General features: G+C 61.0%; 14 protein-coding genes and 1 tRNA gene. 10 read left to right on the forward strand and 5 right to left on the reverse strand.

Going from position 1 to position 18,155, the window contains the following annotated elements; translation table 11 throughout:
* Positions 1-31: 31 nt before the first annotated feature.
* From GBB14_RS07810 to GBB14_RS07820, 3 genes are read right to left on the reverse strand one after another with little or no spacing between them, the layout of a single operon-like run.
* A complete protein-coding gene (locus GBB14_RS07810) occupies positions 32-2,074 on the reverse strand; it encodes a dipeptide ABC transporter ATP-binding protein (RefSeq protein ID WP_151529099.1) in 2,043 nt (680 codons plus the stop codon).
* 3 nt (positions 2,075-2,077) lie between these two features.
* Positions 2,078-3,118 carry an ABC transporter permease gene (locus GBB14_RS07815; protein ID WP_151529100.1) on the reverse strand — a complete coding sequence of 347 codons (1,041 nt, stop codon included), beginning with the start codon at positions 3,116-3,118 and terminating at the stop codon, positions 2,078-2,080.
* 2 nt (positions 3,119-3,120) lie between these two features.
* Complete coding sequence (locus GBB14_RS07820) at positions 3,121-4,104, reverse strand: ABC transporter permease (protein ID WP_151529101.1); 984 nt, start codon at positions 4,102-4,104, stop codon at positions 3,121-3,123.
* 826 nt (positions 4,105-4,930) lie between these two features.
* Here GBB14_RS07820 and GBB14_RS07825 point away from each other — a divergent pair.
* The 4 genes from GBB14_RS07825 (at position 4,931) to GBB14_RS07840 (ending at position 7,972) form a co-directional block, all read left to right on the forward strand.
* Positions 4,931-5,004, forward strand: a tRNA-Pro gene (locus GBB14_RS07825).
* Positions 5,005-5,186: 182 nt separating this feature from the next.
* Positions 5,187-6,542, forward strand: coding sequence for a trigger factor (gene tig, locus GBB14_RS07830; RefSeq protein ID WP_151529102.1), 1,356 nt, complete (start codon positions 5,187-5,189; stop codon positions 6,540-6,542).
* Between the two features lie 188 nt (positions 6,543-6,730).
* Positions 6,731-7,327, forward strand: coding sequence for an ATP-dependent Clp protease proteolytic subunit (locus GBB14_RS07835; RefSeq protein WP_151529103.1), 597 nt, complete (start codon positions 6,731-6,733; stop codon positions 7,325-7,327).
* A gap of 30 nt (positions 7,328-7,357) precedes the next feature.
* Positions 7,358-7,972 carry an ATP-dependent Clp protease proteolytic subunit gene (locus GBB14_RS07840; RefSeq protein ID WP_018018933.1) on the forward strand — a complete coding sequence of 205 codons (615 nt, stop codon included), beginning with the start codon at positions 7,358-7,360 and terminating at the stop codon, positions 7,970-7,972.
* Positions 7,973-8,190: 218 nt separating this feature from the next.
* Here GBB14_RS07840 and GBB14_RS07845 read toward each other — a convergent pair whose 3' ends face one another.
* Complete coding sequence (locus GBB14_RS07845) at positions 8,191-8,823, reverse strand: YtxH domain-containing protein (protein WP_151529104.1); 633 nt, start codon at positions 8,821-8,823, stop codon at positions 8,191-8,193.
* Between the two features lie 463 nt (positions 8,824-9,286).
* Between GBB14_RS07845 and clpX the strand changes: the two genes are divergently transcribed.
* Positions 9,287-10,561 carry an ATP-dependent Clp protease ATP-binding subunit ClpX gene (clpX, locus tag GBB14_RS07850; protein WP_151529105.1) on the forward strand — a complete coding sequence of 425 codons (1,275 nt, stop codon included), beginning with the start codon at positions 9,287-9,289 and terminating at the stop codon, positions 10,559-10,561.
* Between the two features lie 106 nt (positions 10,562-10,667).
* On the opposite strand, the gene GBB14_RS07855 is transcribed toward clpX, so the two are convergent.
* A complete protein-coding gene (locus tag GBB14_RS07855) occupies positions 10,668-11,555 on the reverse strand; it encodes a TetR/AcrR family transcriptional regulator (RefSeq protein WP_151529106.1) in 888 nt (295 codons plus the stop codon).
* Between the two features lie 475 nt (positions 11,556-12,030).
* Here GBB14_RS07855 and GBB14_RS07860 point away from each other — a divergent pair, with 475 nt between their 5' ends.
* The 5 genes from GBB14_RS07860 (at position 12,031) to GBB14_RS07880 (ending at position 18,150) form a co-directional block, all read left to right on the forward strand.
* A complete protein-coding gene (locus GBB14_RS07860; protein ID WP_151529107.1) occupies positions 12,031-13,011 on the forward strand; it encodes a malate dehydrogenase in 981 nt (326 codons plus the stop codon).
* Between the two features lie 142 nt (positions 13,012-13,153).
* Positions 13,154-13,486 carry a helix-turn-helix transcriptional regulator gene (locus GBB14_RS07865; protein WP_151529108.1) on the forward strand — a complete coding sequence of 111 codons (333 nt, stop codon included), beginning with the start codon at positions 13,154-13,156 and terminating at the stop codon, positions 13,484-13,486.
* An 85-nt stretch (positions 13,487-13,571) separates the two neighbouring features.
* Positions 13,572-16,247 (forward strand): valine--tRNA ligase, encoded by a 2,676-nt coding sequence (locus GBB14_RS07870; RefSeq protein WP_151529109.1) that lies wholly within the window; start codon positions 13,572-13,574, stop codon positions 16,245-16,247.
* Positions 16,244-17,737, forward strand: coding sequence for a folylpolyglutamate synthase/dihydrofolate synthase family protein (locus GBB14_RS07875; protein ID WP_151529110.1), 1,494 nt, complete (start codon positions 16,244-16,246; stop codon positions 17,735-17,737). Before GBB14_RS07870 ends, GBB14_RS07875 begins: the two co-directional genes overlap by 4 nt.
* Positions 17,734-18,150 (forward strand): DUF4233 domain-containing protein, encoded by a 417-nt coding sequence (locus GBB14_RS07880; RefSeq protein WP_151529111.1) that lies wholly within the window; start codon positions 17,734-17,736, stop codon positions 18,148-18,150. The genes GBB14_RS07875 and GBB14_RS07880 overlap by 4 nt, the downstream gene beginning before the upstream one ends.
* Positions 18,151-18,155: the final 5 nt, after the last annotated feature.

Below are 18,155 nucleotides of genomic sequence, written 5' to 3' on the forward strand. Positions count from 1 at the left end.
AGGGCAATATGAAGTTATAAGCAACCGAGCACTACCGCATGAGACATGACTGGTAGTGATCGGCGCCGTCTACAGGGCGCAGATCAGGAGTGGTCGATTCGCAGATCGTGCGATTCGACTCCTCGAGTTCCTCGTAGAGAGGACAGCGAGTGCGGAAGGGGCAACCGCTGATTTTCTCGGTGGGAGAAGGCAGGTGATCCTTCAATAGCGTCCGCGTGCGATTGCGCTGGGCAACCGGGTCGGGAAGCGGAATGGCCGAGAGAAGCGCCTGGGTATAGGGGTGGCGGGGGTTATCGAAGAGCTCGTCAGTATCGCCCTTCTCCACGAACTCGCCCAAATACATCACTGCGGCTCGATCGGAAATATGGCGAACCACCGACAGGTCGTGGGCCACGAAGAGATAGCTCACACCCAGCCGAGCCTTGAGGTCATCGAGGAGGTTGAGCATGCCGGCCTGGATGGAGACATCCAGTGCAGACACCGGCTCGTCCAACACGATGAGCTTGGGCTCTGCAGCCAAAGCGCGGGCGAGGGAGATACGCTGCCGCTGACCTCCCGAGAAGTGGCCGGGGAAGCGATCCACGTGGGTGGGGTTGAGCCCCACAAGCCGCATGAGCTCATAGATGCGCTCGTTCTTATCTCCCTCCCACTCCAAAGCGTCGAGCGGCTCGCGAATGATATCCGCCACGGTCAAGCGAGGATCCAGCGACCCCATTGGATCTTGGAACACAATCTGGATATCGCGGCGGAGCAGGCGACGCTCCTTGCGTTTCAGAGTGGTGACATCCTTGCCGCTAATGACCACCTTGCTTGGTTCGCTGGGGGCCAAGTCCATGATTTCCAGGAGGGTCGTGGTCTTACCGGAACCGGACTCGCCCACGATGGCGAAGCACTCGCCTTCGCGGATGTTGAAGGACACGTCTTTGACCGCGTGTACATCGCCCACCCTGCGCTTTAACAAGGCGCCCTTGATCAGCGGGAAGGTTTTCTGCAGGTTCTGTACATCGAGCACCGTCTCGCGCTCTTTGCGGGGGATATGCGCCAGGGTGTTGTCCGCGATCTGTGGTGGAGGGAAGATATCTGCGCCGTCGATCGTCCGGCGCTCAATCTCATGACTACGCACACACGCTGCGTCATGTCCCGGCGCAATGCTGCGCAGGCTCGGTTCGGTCTGGAGGCACTGCTCGGTGGCGATGGGGCAGCGCGGCGCGAAGGTGCACTGATCGGGGAGGTTGATAGCGATCGGGGGATTTCCCTCGATCGAGGTCAACGACGAGGAGTCGCGTTTCGCCGCCGAGGGAATAGAGCCCAACAAACCCACAGTATAGGGCATCTTCGGGTTATCGAAGAGCTCCTGGACTGGGGCCTGCTCGACGGGGCGGCCGGCGTACATCACCATCACGTCATCGGCCATATCCGCGACCACGCCCATATCGTGGGTGATCATGATGGTAGCCGCGTTGGTCTCCTGCTGGACCTTCTTGATCAACTCCAGCACCTGCGCCTGGATGGTCACATCGAGAGCCGTGGTGGGCTCGTCGGCAATGAGAACCGAGGGGTTGTTGGCGATGGCAATAGCGATCACCACACGCTGCCGCATACCGCCGGAGAACTCGTGCGGAAACGCCTTAGCGCGCCGCTTCGGATCCGGAATACCCACGAGATCGAGCAGTTCGACGGCACGGTCCCAGGCTCGCGCCTTCGAGATCTTCTCGTGGCACTGGATGGCCTCCACAATTTGTGTTCCGACATCGAACACGGGAGTCAGTGCGGAGAGCGGATCCTGGAAGATCATGCCGATCTCTTTGCCTCGGACCTGGGACATCTCTGTGTCGCTGAGGCCGAGGAGTTCCCGCCCGCCGAGGGTGGCGGAGCCAGTGATCTTCGCATAATCCGGGAGCAACCCCATCACTGCGAGGGAGGATACGGACTTGCCGGAGCCGGACTCGCCAACGATGCCGAGTGTCTGGCCGGGCTTGAGGTCGAAGGACACACCGCGCACGGCGTCGACGTTTCCCGCCTCGGAGGGGAATGCGACGTGAAGGTCTTTGACTGAGAGGACTGGCGTAGTCATGTGTTATGCCTTTCCTGCTGCGGCGGAGTTGGGGTCGAGGGCGTCACGCAGACCATCGGCGATGAACGCCATGGACACGGTCAGGAGGGTGAGTACCGCTGCGGGGAAGTAGAACTCCCATGGCGAGACCTGAACGCTCGATGCGCCAGAGGAGAGGAGCGTACCGAGCGAGACGTCGGGCAGCTTCACACCGAGTCCCAAGAAGGAGAGACCGGTTTCGCTCATCACGGCGCTGACCACTCCCAGCGTGAGGTTGATAACCAGCAGTGAGCCGATGTTCGGAATGAGGTGGCGCACCACGATGCGGGCATTGGAGACGCCCATGTAGCGGGCCGCCTTAACGTACTCACGTTCCCGTACGGAAATGGTCATGGACCAGATGACACGGGCGGGGAACATCCAGCCGAAGGCGATCAGCACGACAATCAGGATCTTCCAGTCGCCACCAGATCCGGAGACCAAGAGGGCGAGGATGAGGAAGGTCGGCACCACGAGCAGGAAGTGAATCACTCCCAAGATGGCTTTCTCTGGGCGTCCACCAAGAAGAGCAGCTGTGGTTCCGATCAGTGCGGACAGAGCGGTGGTGGCCACAGAGACGATGACGGCGATCACGAGCGAGCGCCGCAACCCCTGGATCACCATGGCGTAGAGGTCATTGCCCGAGGCGCTGGTGCCAAACCAATGCTCGGAGTTGGGCTGGACGCCGAGAGCGGTGAAGTCGGAAAAGTCATAGGCGTACTTCGCAGTCAGCGGGCCCACCGTGGCAAAGACAACGAGAAGAAGGAATACCACGGCGCCGACAACCGCCATTTTGTTCCGCATGAAGCGGCGAGCGTAGAGCTTGAGGCGCGAAATCGGCTTGCCCCCAGCAAGGTGATCGTGCTCGAGCTGGGTTTGTGCCTTATCGATCTCCTCTTCGGTCACAGAGGCGATGGCGCTCTGCGTCGACGGCGAGCTCGCTGCCGTGAAGTCATTAGTTGGGAGGGCGTTGGCGTTGACATCCTCAGAGTCATCGGCGCCATTGTTTCGGAATTCTTTGCGCATTGTTAGTTCACCCGCACTCGAGGATCAAGGATGACAACCAGGATGTCGGAAAGGATCGCGCCGATCGCGGTCATGAGCGCTCCGAAAGCGGCCACGGCCACGGTGCCATGGATGTCATTGCTGTTGAGGGTCTGCAGGAAGTACTTGCCCATGCCGTTCCACGCGAAGATCGTTTCGGTCATGATCGCGCCGGTGAACACGCCGGTAATGGAGAAGGCCACGGACGTTGCCACCGGAATGGCGGAGGTGCGCAGTGCATGGCGGCGGATAGCTTGGTTGCGCGTCATGCCCTTTGCGCGAGCTGTGCGCACATAGTCGGCGTCGATATTGTCGAGCAGCATGGAGCGCTGCATGAAGTGATAGCCCGCATAGGAGATGATCACCAGCGAAATCGTTGGCAGAGCGAGGTGCTGGGCTGCGTCAATAATCTTCGGAATAACGCCTTCGACTCCGATTGATGAAGCCCCTGTGACATAGAAGATGGTTTTTCCCGCCTGCTGGTTGATCTTCACAGCCGCCCACACAAAGAAGATCGATGCCACGACAACGTGGATGTTCATGGTGACAATCGAGAAGAACTGGAAGAAGCGATCGCCTGGCTTGTACTGGCGAGATGCCGTGAACACGCCGATGCTCACACCAATGAGAACGGACAGGATGGTGGCGAGCAGAAGCAGTCGGGCGGACACCCAGATGCGGTAGGAAATCTCGTCATTGACTGAATCTCCGAGCGGGGAGAGGCCCCAGTTCCAGTGGAACAAAATATCCGTCAGCCAGGTCCACCACCGTTCCAGGATGGGGTCCTTATCGTTGAGATTTTTCGGGGCGAGGATGGCGTCGATCCTCTCCTCCGGAATAGCTGGGCGCCTACCTGCGTAGTTCGACCGAGGGTCGAGGAATGCGGAGGCCAAAAAGAAAGTGATGTTGACCGCGATGAAAATCATCGCGAACCAACCAGCGATCTTCTTTAGTAGGTACTTCGCCATAGGGGCGCATCCCTTCATTGTCGCTTTGGTACCGGTGTCGGGCAGCGGCGGGCCGCTGCAGTTATCTCCTCGAAATCATCGGATCCTGTCGATCACACGCGGATGACTGGAAATGCTAGACAGCCGCTGAGGTATCTTAGGAAGATATTAGCACTAAAGTGACTACTGCCACATCCGAAGAGTGTCGGGCAGGTTCATCTTCAGGGGGGTGAATGCGCGTACACCTATGGCGGCGCCGCCTCGCGTGCAATCTGCCCCTCCGTAAGGGTTGGCGGAAGCGTGGTGTTCGCCGCTCAAAGATTGCGAAAAAAGCTATGAACTGCGGCGAAAGGGGTCCAGACATGGATGGGATTCGACACCTAGGCTGTCGAATTAGGTAATGCTAAGGGGTGTTCGCGGGCCTGTGCCCTTCACTACTGCGGGTGTGGTGACTGGAGGGTCGTGTCTGCAATGTGGGGTCGGGGGCGAGAGGCCCCCCTCGAACGGGTGGGAATCGGTGGAGAGGCTCATGGGATGTCTATCCCTCATTGTGGGACAGGCGGGGAGTGGCGTGAGGGTTGTCTTAGCAAATTCTCAGCCAGCCGGGGCGATGCTGTGACATGGCTGGGTGTGCGTGAGTGGGGCGGGTGCGAGGGGCGTCCGTGCGGTTGGGGCGTGATGCGGGAAAACGGCACAGTTATATGGTGCGGCGGCAGTGCGATGGCTAGAGATAAAAGCTGTTTTAGCGGGGTAAATGTAGGTAGTGGGCACCCTATTGTGCGGCGGGTAGTGTTGGTACTTGTAAACTACGTAGGAGCTCGAGGGCATCGGGCTCGCACGACACCAACGGGACGTGGCGCAGCTTGGTAGCGCACCTGCTTTGGGAGCAGGGGGTCGCAGGTTCAAATCCTGTCGTCCCGACGAGGGGCATCGAGCGCTTCGGCGCGAGATGTTCACGTATATCGACAATGAGGGCTCGTAGGGGCACTACGCTTCAGCCGGTGAAATACCAACGTGACACCGCAAGAGAGCGCGGCTACTACGGGCCCTCAGACATAACAGATCATCATCGTACGCAGTAAGAAAATTCAGGAGAGTGACTCGTGAAGAGTTCCGTCGAAAAGCTGAACGACACCCGCGTTAAGGTTACGGTTGAGGTTCCCTTCGAGGAACTCTCGTCCGAGTTCGATCAGGCCTATAAGGCTATTGCGCAGCAGGTGCAGGTTCCCGGTTTTCGTAAGGGCAAGGCTCCCCGCCAGCTCATCGATGCCCGTTTCGGCCGCGGCCCTGTGATCGAGCAGGTTGTTAATGACATGCTGCCGTCTCGCTACAGCCAGGCTGTGGAAGAAAATGAGCTCGTGGTGCTCGGCCAGCCCGAGATCGACATCACCAAGATCGAAGACGGCGAGCTCGTCGAGTTCGTCGCCGAGGTGGACGTCCGCCCCGAGATCACCCTCCCGTCCTTCGAGGACATTAACGTCGAGGTGCCGCCGCTGAAGGTAGAGGATGCCGCTGTGGAGAAGGAGCTCGAGGAGCTTCGTTCCCGTTTCGGCACCCTCAAGACCGTGGAGCGCGCCGCTCAGGAGGGTGACTTCGTGAGCATCGACCTCCACGCCGAGGTCGACGGCGAGGTCATCGAGGACTCCAAGACCGAGGGCATGTCCTACAACATCGGTTCCGATGACCTGATTAAGGGTCTGGACGAGGCCCTCACTGGTCTCTCCGTTGGCGAGTCCGCCACCTTCGAGTCCGAGCTGCACATGGGCGAGCATGCCGGCGAGCAGGGCGAGATCACCGTCACCCTGCAGTCCGTCAAGGAGCGTGAGCTTCCCGAGGTGGACGATGAGTTCGCCATGATGGCCTCTGAGTTCGACACCGTGGAGGAGCTCCGCGAGTCCCTCGAGAAAAAGGTGGAAGAGGACGCCAAGGGCGGCCAGGCCGCCGCTATTCGCGATGAGGTTCTCTCCGCAGCGCTCTCCCAGTCCGAGTTCCCGCTGCCGGAAGGCGTCGTCGAGGAGCAGGTCAAGGCTCAGCGCGACCAGCTGCTGCAGCAGGTCGGCGGCGACGAGAAGATCCTGGACACCCTCCTCGAGGCTCAGGGCACCAGCCGTGAGAAGTTCGACGAGGACGCCCGCAACTCCGCCGAGGATGCAGTGCGCAACCAGCTCTTCCTCGACCGTCTGGCCGAGGAGCTCGAGCCGGAGGTCACCGAGCAGGAGATGTCCGATCACATCATGTTCACCGCCCAGCGCTACGGCATGGAGCCGGCCCAGTTCTTCGGCCAGCTGCAGCAGTCCGGCCAGCTCGGCGCGCTCTTCGCTGATGTGCGCCGCGGCAAGGCTCTCGCCGAGGCCATCTGCAAGGTGAGCGTTAAGGACACCGAAGGCAACGAGGTGGATCCGGCCCAGTACTTCGGCGATGAGGAGCCGGAGTCCGAGTCGGAAGCTGAGTCCGAGTAAATTCGAGACTGCAGCGCAAAGCCTTGAGGCAGTGCCGCACCGCATGGGTGCGGTGCTGCCTTTCGTTTTCTTCTGTACGTCGTGGCACTGTGGGAGACACCCCTAAGCTGTGAGCGAACAAAGCTGACTCGGCTCCCGCCACAGCGGTAGCCTGAAGTGACGAGATATTGGGATTCAAAGGAGAAACAATGACCACCCCACACATGACCAACGCAGCCGCAGGACTCAACCTGAGCGACTCCGTCTTTGAGCGCCTCCTCCGCGAGCGCATCATCTTCCTCGGAAGCCAGGTGGACGATGAGATTGCCAACAAGCTCTGCGCCCAGATTTTGTTGCTCTCGGCAGAGGACCCCAACCGGGACATTTCCCTCTACATCAACAGCCCTGGCGGTTCCGTTACCGCCGGCATGGCTATCTTCGACACCATGAAGTACGCCCCGTGCGACGTTGCCACCTATGGCATGGGCCTCGCGGCATCGATGGGGCAGTTCCTGCTTTCTGCCGGCACCAAGGGCAAGCGCTTCGCGTTGCCCCACGCCCGCATCATGATGCACCAGCCCTCCGCAGGCGTGGGAGGCACCGCGGCGGATATCGCTATTCAGGCGGAACAGTTCGCCTATACCAAGAAGGAAATGGCTGAGCTCATCGCCGAGCACACCGGCCAGCCCGTGGAGCAGATTGTGAAAGACTCCGACCGTGACCGCTGGTTCACCGCCCAGCAGGCAAAGGACTATGGTTTCGTGGATCACGTGATCGAGTCCGCCAAGGGCGCTATTAATAACTAATCCACCACCATGAATAAGGAGCCTTTCACTATGCAGATGCCACAGTCCCGCTATATCCTGCCGTCCTTCCTTGAGCAGTCCGCTTATGGCACCAAGGAGTCGAATCCCTATAACAAGCTTTTCGAGGAGCGCATCATCTTCCTCGGCGCCCAGGTGGATGACACCTCGGCCAATGACATCATGGCGCAGTTGCTAGTGCTGGAGTCGCAGGACCCGGACCGCGATATCACCATGTACATCAATAGCCCCGGCGGATCCTTCACCTCGCTGATGGCGATTTATGACACCATGCAGTACGTCCGCCCCGACGTCTCCACCGTCTGCCTCGGCCAAGCTGCGTCCGCGGCCGCCGTGTTGCTCGCCGCCGGCGCCCCCGGTAAGCGTGCCGCGCTGCCGAATGCCCGCGTGCTTATTCACCAGCCCGCCACCCAGGGCATTCAGGGCCAGGTCTCGGACCTTGAGATCCAGGCCGCCGAGATCGAGCGCATGCGCACCCTCATGGAGGAGACGCTGGCCCGCCACACCGGTCAGAGCGCGGAGCAGATCCGTATTGATACCGACCGCGATAAGATCCTCACCGCCGAGGCGGCCAAGGACTACGGCATCGTGGACCAAGTCTTCGACTACCGCAAGCTCAACGGCTAGTCCGTCCAGAGCCTGCACACAACGGCGGGCGATGCCTTCCCTGACAGGGGGTATCGCCCGCCGTTGTTATGCCGTGGCGGCGTCAGCGGCGGCTGCCGGAGCGCGCATGCACCACACAGACAACAGCTCCCCTCCTCGCATCGGCGAGGAGGGGAGCTGTGTGCGAGCACCCAGGTGGGTCCGCCTAACGGCGGGGGTGGATGCTCAGCGAATGCTTATTAGCTGAAGGACTCAACGAAGGTGCCTTCGTCATTCGGCATGATGTGAATGGTCTTGCCGGTGAAGGTCTGCTCCCAGCCGCCATCAACCTCGCGCTCAGCCTCGGTCGGGGCGCCGATCTCGGAATCCAGGCCGCCCTCGTTCTGCCATACCTTCCACATACCGCCGATGACGGGGTAGGTGCCGGCGTCGCTCTTCACGAAGGCAGCGTTCTCGTACTCGGCAACGGTCACGCCGTCGCGCTCATAAGCGGAGACGAAAGCTCCGGCGTTCTCGCCGTACATGTCGTAGGACTCGGCGGCCTCGGTGATCTCGGAGGGCAGATCAGCCTCGGCGACATCCATGGCATCCTTGTGATCCATAGCGTCCTTGGCGTCGTCCATAGCGCCGTCAGCCTTGTCCTTGGCGTCGTCCATGGTGTTCTCAGCCTTGTCCTTGGCGTCGCCAGCGGCATCCTCGGCTTCGTCCTTGGCGTCACCGGCAGCGTCGCTGACCTCAGAGGCAGCAGAGCTTACGGAATCGGTGGCATCGGATACAGCGTCAGAGGCGTCATCGGTAGAGCAAGCGGCAAGGCCGAGCAAAAGGGTGGAACCAGCGATGGCGGTAACGGTGCGCAGGGTGTTTTTACGCATAATATAACTCCTTGAGTAAATAGGTTTGTTGAGAAAATCGGGCCATGCTGGGCTGATCAGCCGTACAGCAGACCTTCGGCACTAACTGTAGTGCTCATTCGCCTAATATCAAACTAAATCTGAGAATGTTATAGATATGTGACGATTAAGGAAGTTGTGCGCAATCGCCATATTTCACCCAGACCTGCCTTTAATCTTCCTTATTTGCAATTAAGGCGAGATATAGGTCACGTTAAACAAAGGGTTGCGTTTCTTAATTTATTTCGGCCGCACGGTCCCGCAGCAGTGCGGGCTAGGGCCGTGCGCGATATGAGGAGGAATAGCTCCGAGCACAGAATGGTTGAAGGAGGATGTGCTCGGCGCTGCCGCTGCCTCTCGTGGGGGTGGAGGCGCTAGAGTGGGGAGGACGCACTCGGCTCCTGCCGCACAACACACGAGACTTAAATGAGGGTTTTTCCAGCTTATGGCACATATGCAAGAGACTGCTGACCTGTTGAAGTGCTCCTTCTGTGGAAAGAGCCAGAAGCAGGTGAAAAAGCTCATTGCAGGTGGCGGAGTCTACATCTGCGATGAGTGTATCGAGCTGTGTAATGAGATCATCGAGGAGGAGCTCAATACCGTCGCCCAAGAGGAAGCGGAGGAGAGCCGCCTGCCTCGCCCGCGGGAGATCGCGGAGTTCCTTGATGAGTACGTGATCGGCCAAGACGAGGCCAAGCGGGTTCTCGCGGTGGCTGTGTACAACCACTACAAGCGCATGCGCCAGGTCGGTGCCTCCTTCTCCATGAATGAGGACGAGGTGGAGATCGCCAAGTCCAATATCCTCATGTTGGGGCCCACCGGTTCGGGCAAGACCTATCTCGCCCAAACCTTGGCCCGGTTGCTCAATGTTCCCTTCGCGATCGCCGACGCCACCTCGCTCACCGAGGCCGGCTATGTGGGCGAGGACGTGGAGAACATTCTGTTGAAGCTGCTGCAGGCCGCAGAGTTCGACGTGGATCGCGCCCAAACGGGCATCATCTACATCGATGAGATCGACAAGATCTCGCGAAAGTCCGAAAACCCCTCCATCACCCGTGACGTCTCGGGTGAGGGCGTGCAGCAGGCTCTGCTGAAGATCCTGGAGGGCACCGTGGCTGCTATTCCCCCGCAGGGTGGGCGCAAGCACCCGAATCAAGAGTTCATCCAGCTCGATACTTCGAATATTCTCTTCATCGTGGCCGGTGCGTTCTCTGGTTTGGAGCAGGTGATCGAGGAGCGCCGTGGCAAGAAGGGCTTGGGCTTCGGTGCTGAGGTGCGCTCTCTCAAGCCGGAGACCACGGAGAATATTTTCACTGAGGTGCGTCCAGAAGATCTGGTGAAGTTCGGGCTGATCCCCGAGTTCATTGGTCGCTTGCCCGTGGTGGCATCGGTGGGCAACCTCGATCGCGAGGCTTTGGTGAAGGTCCTCACCGAGCCGCGCAACGCCCTAGTGAAGCAGTATGAGCGGCTCTTCGAGATGGATGGCGTGTCGCTTCACTTCACGGAGGAGGCATTGGCTTCCATCGCCGATCAGGCTCTGGAGCGCAAGACCGGTGCCCGCGGCCTGCGCGCAATCATGGAAGAGATTCTGGTGCCGATCATGTACACGGTCCCCGACCGGGAGGATGTCTCCACCGTCACCATCACCGGTGCTGCCGCCCGTGGGCAAGAAGAGCCGGAGTACTCCGCAGAGGGAGACGGCGCGGAAAAAACTGCCTAAGGACGGACGCGCCACACTGGCAGATGCACCAAGGCCAGCCCCGAGGGGCTGGCTTTTCGTGTGCTTGAGGATGGCTGGGGGAGAGCAGCGTCGATAAGCGCCGCTGCTAAGAGCTGCCGTAGAGGCTGTCTTCCATGGAATAGATGTCCTCGCCGCCGGCCTGATTGTCGTGTTTGAGATGCGTGGTGGCATCGGCGCTGAGATAGCTCATCCCGCCGCTGGACTGCATATTAGAGGTCAAGAAGCTCAACACGGTATCCACCGCCATGCGGCGCATGCCCTCGGTATTCTCCTGGGACAATAGGTTCACGTTGTAGAGATTGAGGTATGCGGAATAGTAAGTGCTGCGCATGAGCGTGGGCGCGATGATGATGGTGTAGATATCGATCACCGAAATCCCCGGCCGGAATGCTCCCGAATCCTGGCCGAGCATCAGTAGCTTCTCCATGTGCAGCATCGCCTGGGACTGATCCGCGAAGGGGCCGGAGAGCTCCATGTTGGCCTGATTCTGCTGGGATTCCATCACCAAGAGCCGTGCCGCCAGTGGGTGTGCGGTGATTTGGTCATAGATCGCTTCCGCCATGGAGCGCATACCCTCCACCGGCACGGCGGTCTCGAGGGCCTGTTCATCAATGACTGGGCGCAGATCGGCGATGGCACGCTGGATCACCCGCACATACAGCCCGCGTTTATCACCAAAGTGATAGTGGATCATGCGCTTGGACATCCCGGACTCGCTGGCGATGGCCTTGAGCCGGGAGTCTTTGAAGCCGTGCGTGGCGAATGTACGCAGCGCTACCTTCACCACATGCTCCGGAGTGACCCCCTCCTCATTCTCTGGGGCGGTGGCCGCAGCAGAGTCCGCCTCGGGGGTGGTGGGTAGTGGCATGCTGCCGTCTTCGAACTTCAAGGGAGCGAGACCTTCTCCCTCGTACACTGAGGACTGAGCGGCGTCCGTAGAGGTGTATTTATAGGGCGAGGAGTCAGATGTCATGATTGCGCTATCCTCCTTGAGATCGGGCCACTGACGTCCGTTCTGAGTGGGTCGTGCGGCCGTCACGTGCGGTGTTTCTTCAACTATTCAATCGTGCCCTCACGCTCCTCGCGGTGAAGCACAACGGACAGGGGTGGCGTCCTTTCCACCCCAAATTATGGTACTACCCGCATATTCCTCCGACCGCGAGTACGAAGCTCATCACACCATTTAGGGGTTGGTATTCCCTCACCCGCGTGTGGTGTTAGATCCGTACTTTTTCGCTGATCGACGCTCACTCGGCGGGGCCAGCGGCATGTCCGTTTTATTGGCCTGCACACAAGGGTTCGGACAGGAAAGTTCCGAGTTTGTGGTGTTTCCGTGGGTATTATCCCAGATTTCAGACATGTGATGTGTGCAATCAAACAAGCAAAACGCGATCGGACTCGCTATGCTGGGCTCAAAGTACTCTACTAAGAAAGGGTAAGGCCACATCATGTCCCAGTCCCCCAAGAAAATCGTCGTCACCGGTGCCGCCGGCCAGATCTCCTACTCCCTGCTGTGGCGCATCGCCAACGGCGATGTCTACGGCAAGGATGTTCCCGTGGAGCTAAAGCTCCTCGAGATTCCTGAGGCTGTCAAGGCCACGGAGGGCGTGGCCATGGAGCTGCTGGATTCCGCCTTCCCGCTGGTGAAGAACATCGACATCACCGATGACGCCGCTGTGGCCTTCGATGGCGCTAATGCAGCGTTCCTTGTGGGCGCCAAGCCGCGCGGCAAGGGCGAGGAGCGCTCCGCGCTGCTGCAAGCCAATGGCAAGATCTTTGGCCCGCAGGGCAAGGCTATTAACGATCACGCCGCTGATGATGTGCGCGTGCTCGTGGTGGGGAATCCGGCCAATACCAACGCCTTGATTGCCATGTCCGCCGCCAAGGATGTGCCCCACGAGCGCTTCAACGCCATGATGCGCCTGGATCACAACCGTTCCATCTCGCAGCTGGCCACCAAGCTGGACAAGGATTCCGCCGACTTCGAGAACATGGTCGTGTGGGGCAACCACTCCGCCACCCAGTTCCCGGACATCACCTACGCCACCGTGAATGGCGAGAAGGTTTCCGACCTGGTGGATCACGAGTGGTATGTCAACGAGTTCGTGCCGCGCGTGGCCAAGCGTGGCGCGGAAATTATCGAGGTGCGCGGCAAGTCCTCCGCTGCCTCCGCCGCCTCCGCCGCCATTGACCACATGCACGACTGGATCAACGGCACCAGCCGCTGGGCCTCCGCCGCCGTTCCGGGCACCGGCGCTTACGGCGTGCCCGAGGGTATCCTTGCCGGTCAGCCCACCATCTGCGAGAACGGTGAGTGGAAGATCGTCGAGGGGCTGGATATCTCCGAGTTCCAGGCTGAGCGTATTGCCGCGAACGTCAAGGAGCTACTCGGGGAGCGCGCCGCCGTAGAGAACGCCGGCCTGCTCTAACATCTCGTGCGCCCTGTCGGGTGCGTACTCCTCCTACCGCCAGATTGCCCTATGTGGGATCTGGCGGTTTTTGCTTGCTTCCCTCTCCTGCGGCGATGTACATTAGACAAAGTTAGCCAAACCTAAAATTAGGAGGACTAAGATGAGCGCCCCGACGCGCACCAGTGAGCTTCCGGTTGAGCGCTCGCTCAATAGCCACCACCTCTCCCCACGCGAGTCCGCGGCCATTGCCGCAGCCTTCAAGGTCTTGGGTGATCCCACCCGCCTGCGCCTGCTCTCCCTCGTGGCCTCGGATAGCTCGATGTCCTCGGCACAATTAGAAGAGATTCTGGAGATTTCCCAGCCCACAGTGAGCCATCACCTCAAGAAGTTGCACGAGGTGGGGCTCATTCATCGTTATCAGCAGGGTCGGCGGGTGCGCTACACCATCAGCGATGAGCAGTTCGCCCATTTGGCTCGTTTACTCATGCCTTAAAGGCTCGGGTGGGCGTCGATAAGCGACGGGCTAAGATGGGAGAAATACGAACGACTTCTATCTTGAAGGGGGAGTGCCAACCCGTATGGCCAACCGCAGCGAGCAGCTTCCAAAAAGCTGGGACCCATCGACCGTTGAACCCGAGCTCTACCAGCGGTGGGTAGACGCCGGATACTTTACTGCGGACCCGGCCTCCGAGAAGCCGCCGTTTTCTATAGTGCTGCCGCCACCGAACGTCACCGGCCAGCTCCACATGGGCCACGCGCTCGACCACACCCTGATGGACTCCATCGTGCGCCGCAAGCGCATGCAGGGTTATGAGGTGCTATGGCTGCCGGGCATGGACCATGCCGGTATCGCCACCCAGACCAAGGTGGAAGCGATGCTGAAGGAAACTGAAGGCAAGGATCGCTTCGACTACAGCCGCGAGGAGTTTGTCGAGAAGGTCTGGGAGTGGAAGCGCCAATACGGCGGCACCATTACCCGCCAGATGCGTGCCATCGGTGACTCCGTGGATTGGTCCAAGGAACGCTTCACCATGGACGAGGGGCTGTCCGAGGCGGTACAGACCATCTTCAAGCAGCTCTATGACGCCGGCATGATCTACCGCGCGAACCGCTTGGTCAACTGGTCGCCGGTGCTGGAGACGGCCGTGTCCGATATCGAGGTCGAGTACAAGGATGTGGAAGGCGAGCTCGTCTCCATGCGCTATGGCTCCCTCGACGATGCCGAGCCGCACGTCATTGTGGCCACCACCCGTGTAGAGACGATGCTCGGTGATGTCGCCGTGGCCGTCCACCCCGATGATGAGCGCTACCGCGATCTCGTCGGCACAACCTTGCCGCACCCCTTCCGTGATGATCTTTCCCTGCAGGTCATCGCCGATGATTATGTGGACCCGGAATTCGGTACCGGCGCGGTGAAGATCACCCCGGCGCATGATCCCAATGACTATGAGATGGGCCTGCGCCACGATCTGGACATGCCCATCATCATGGACAAGAAGGGCCGCATCGCCGATACCGGCACCCAGTTCGATGGCCTGACCCGCGAAGAGGCCCGCGTGGCCGTGCGCGAGGCGCTCGCCGCCGAGGGGCGCATCGTCAAGGAAATCCGGCCCTATGTGCACTCCGTGGGCCACTCCGAGCGCAGCGGTGAGCCGATCGAGCCGCGCCTGTCCCAACAGTGGTGGGTGAAGGTCGAGGAGCTGGCCCGCATGGCCGGCGACGCGATCCGTGAGGGCGATACTGCCGTGCACCCCACCTCCTTGGAGCCGCGCTACTTCGAGTGGGTCGACAATATGCACGATTGGTGTATCTCTCGCCAACTGTGGTGGGGCCACCGCATTCCTATCTGGTACGGCCCCGAGGGCGATGTGCTTTGCCTCGGCCCGGGCGAAGAGGCCCCCGCCGGCTATGAGCAGGACCCCGATGTATTGGACACCTGGTTCAGCTCGGCGCTGTGGCCGTTTTCCACCATGGGTTGGCCCGCCGATACCGAGATGCTGGCCAAGTTCTATCCCACCTCGGTGCTGGTGACCGCCTATGACATCCTCTTCTTCTGGGTGGCGCGCATGATGATGTTCGGCACCTTCGCCGCCACCCAAACCGGGTTGGGTACCGCGGCGGAGGGGCGTCCGCAGATTCCCTTCCGCGATCTCTACCTGCACGGTCTGGTGCGCGATGAGCGCGGCCGCAAGATGTCGAAGTCTTTGGGCAATGGCATTGATCCGATGGAGTGGGTGGAGCGCTTCGGCGCCGATGCCCTGCGCTTTGCCCTCGCCCGCGGCGCCAACCCCGGGGTGGATCTGCCCCTCGGTGAGGACGCCGCCCAGAGCGCCCGCAACTTCTCCACCAAGCTGTTCAACGCCACCCGCTTCGCGCTGATGAATGGCGCCGAGGTGGGCGAGCTGCCCGCACGCGCCGAGCTGAGCGATGCCGACCGGTGGATCCTCGACCGCCTCAACGAGGTGGTGGGCACCGTCAATCGCTATCTCGACGACTATCAATTCGCGAAGGCGAATGAGGAGCTCTACCACTTCACCTGGGACGAGCTCTGCGACTGGTATCTCGAGATCGCCAAGGTGCAGATCCCGCGCGATAACGACACCGCCAGCGAGGCCGAGCGCCACCGTGGCGCCATCACCCAGCGGGTCCTGGGCCACGCCCTCGATACCGTGCTGCGGCTGCTGCACCCCACCATGCCCTTCGTCACTGAGGTGCTGTGGACCGCGCTCACTGATGGCGAGAGCCTCGTGATCGCCTCCTGGCCGGAGGCCGAGGAGCGGGACAGCGATGAGACCGCGCAGCGCCGCATCGACGATACGGTCAAGCTCATCACCGAGATCCGCCGCTTCCGCTCCGATCAGGGCGTCAAGCCCTCGCAGAAGGTGCCGGCTCGGGTGGACTTCGCCCGCGCCGACCTCGATAATCAGCGCGAGATCATCACCTCCCTGGCGCGCCTCGATGCCCCCGGTGAGGGCTTCAATGCCAGCGCCAGCGTGGAGGTGCGCCTCAGCGCCGCCACCGTCAGCGTGGACCTGGATACCTCCGGCACCGTGGACACCGCGGCCGAGCGCAAGCGCTTGGAAAAGGATCTGAAGAACGCCGAGAAGGAACTCGAGACCACCGCGAAGAAGCTGGGCAATGAGAACTTCCTCGCCAAGGCCCCCGAGGCCGTGGTGGAGAAGATTCGCACCCGCCAGCAGGTGGCCCGCGAAGAGTTTGACCGCATTAGCAAGCGACTTGAGCAGCTCTCATGAAGGATCAGGAAGAATTCGGAGAGCTAGAACTCTCCGAGACCGGGTTGAGTTTGCCTATCGACGTCAACCAGGAGGTAGAGCAGCCGGAATCCCAGGAGATCACGCCTGCGGATATGCAGGCACTCGCCGCCTGCGAGGCGGAGCTGGATCTGCGCTGGCCAGAAACCAAGCTGGACCCCAGCTTGGAGCGCATCGAAAAGCTCATGGATCTGCTGGGCTCGCCGCAGCGCAGCTATCCCACCATTCACGTGGCGGGCACCAATGGTAAAACCTCCACGGTGCGGATGATCGAATCCCTGCTGCGGGCGTTCCACCGGCGTACCGGCCGCACGACCAGCCCGCATCTGCAGCTGGTGACCGAACGCATCGCCATCGATGGCCAGCCGATCCACCCGCGCGACTATGTGCGCACCTGGGAGGAGATCAAGCCCTACGTGGAGATGGTGGACGCCTCCTCGGAGGTGCCCATGTCTAAGTTCGAGGTGCTCACCGCCATGGCCTACGCCGCCTTCGCTGACGCCCCCGTGGACGTCGCCGTGGTGGAAGTGGGCATGGGCGGCCGCTGGGACGCCACCAACGTGATCAACGCGGATGTGGCCGTGATTATGCCCATCGGGGTCGATCACACCGACTATCTCGGCGACACCCTCGAGGAGATCGCCGCGGAAAAAGCTGGCATCATCAAGCCCCGCTGGGATGCCTCCGATCTGCTCACCCCGCCCGACAACGTGGTGGTCGTGGGCAATCAGGAGCCGGCGGCGATGGACGTGGTGCTGCACCGCGCCGTGGAATCCGATGCCGCCGTGGCCCGCTATGGCCACGAGTGTGGCGTGCTCAGCTCCACGGTGGCCGTGGGCGGCCAAGACATCAGCATTCGCGGCCTGGCTGGGGATTATGAGGATATTTTCCTGCCGCTCTCGGGTGCCCACATGGCACACAATGCCGCCTGCGCTCTGGCCGCCGTGGAGGCATTCTTCGGCGCCGGTCCGGGACGCCCCCTCGACCTGAACACGGTGCGTGAGGGCTTCGGCACGGTCAGCTCCCCTGGCCGTTTGGAGCGCGTGCGCTCCACCCCGAGCGTGTTCGTGGATGCCACCCATAACCCGCACGGCGCGGCAGCGCTGGCCCAGGCACTCGACCGAGACTTCAACTTCCGCCGCCTCGTCGGCGTGCTCGGGATTCTCGGAGATAAGGACGCCCGCGGCCTGATGCAGGCCGTGGAGCCGGTGTTGGACGAGGTGGTCATTACCCAGAACACCTCGCCGCGGGCCAGCGATGTCTATGAGCTCGCGGAGACCGCCCGCGAAATCTTCGGGGAAGAGCGCGTGCATGTGGCCGAGCAGCTGCCCACCGCCGTCGAGCTGGCCATCGAGTTGGCCGAAGACACCGGCGAGGTAGGGGAGATGGTCTCTGGCTCCGGTGTTGTGATTACCGGATCGGTGGTCACCGCCGGGGAGGCCCGCGCCCTGTTTGGAAAGGAACCAACATGAGCAAGAACGTGGAATACGGTCCCCTCGGTCCAGGCCACGCCCCCGATAAAGACCCCATGAAGGGACTGCGCGGGGTGATGGCGGGCATTTTGAGCATGGAGTCCATCTCTTTGCTGCTGGTGCTCACCGTGATCCTGCGCGTGGATGGCGGCTCCTATTGGACCACCTTCAACTGGGTATATGTGAGTGCGGTCGGCGTGGCGCATATGGTGCTGGCCTTCATGATGAAAGCCCGCTGGGCGCTGCCCGCCATTTGGGTGCTCCAAATCTTCGCCCTCGCAGGGATCATCGTGCACGTGTCCATGGGCGTCATGGCCGTGGTCTTCATCGTGGTGTGGGCCTATGTGTTCTACCTGCGCAAGAACATTCTTGAGCGGATGCGGCGCGGCTATCTCGCCAGCCAGCACACCTAGAGCGG

Origin of the sequence: Corynebacterium sp. 51B, from assembly GCF_008930785.1 — a bacterium.
In the GTDB taxonomy this organism is placed as follows: Bacteria; Actinomycetota; Actinomycetes; order Mycobacteriales; family Mycobacteriaceae; genus Corynebacterium; species Corynebacterium megadyptis.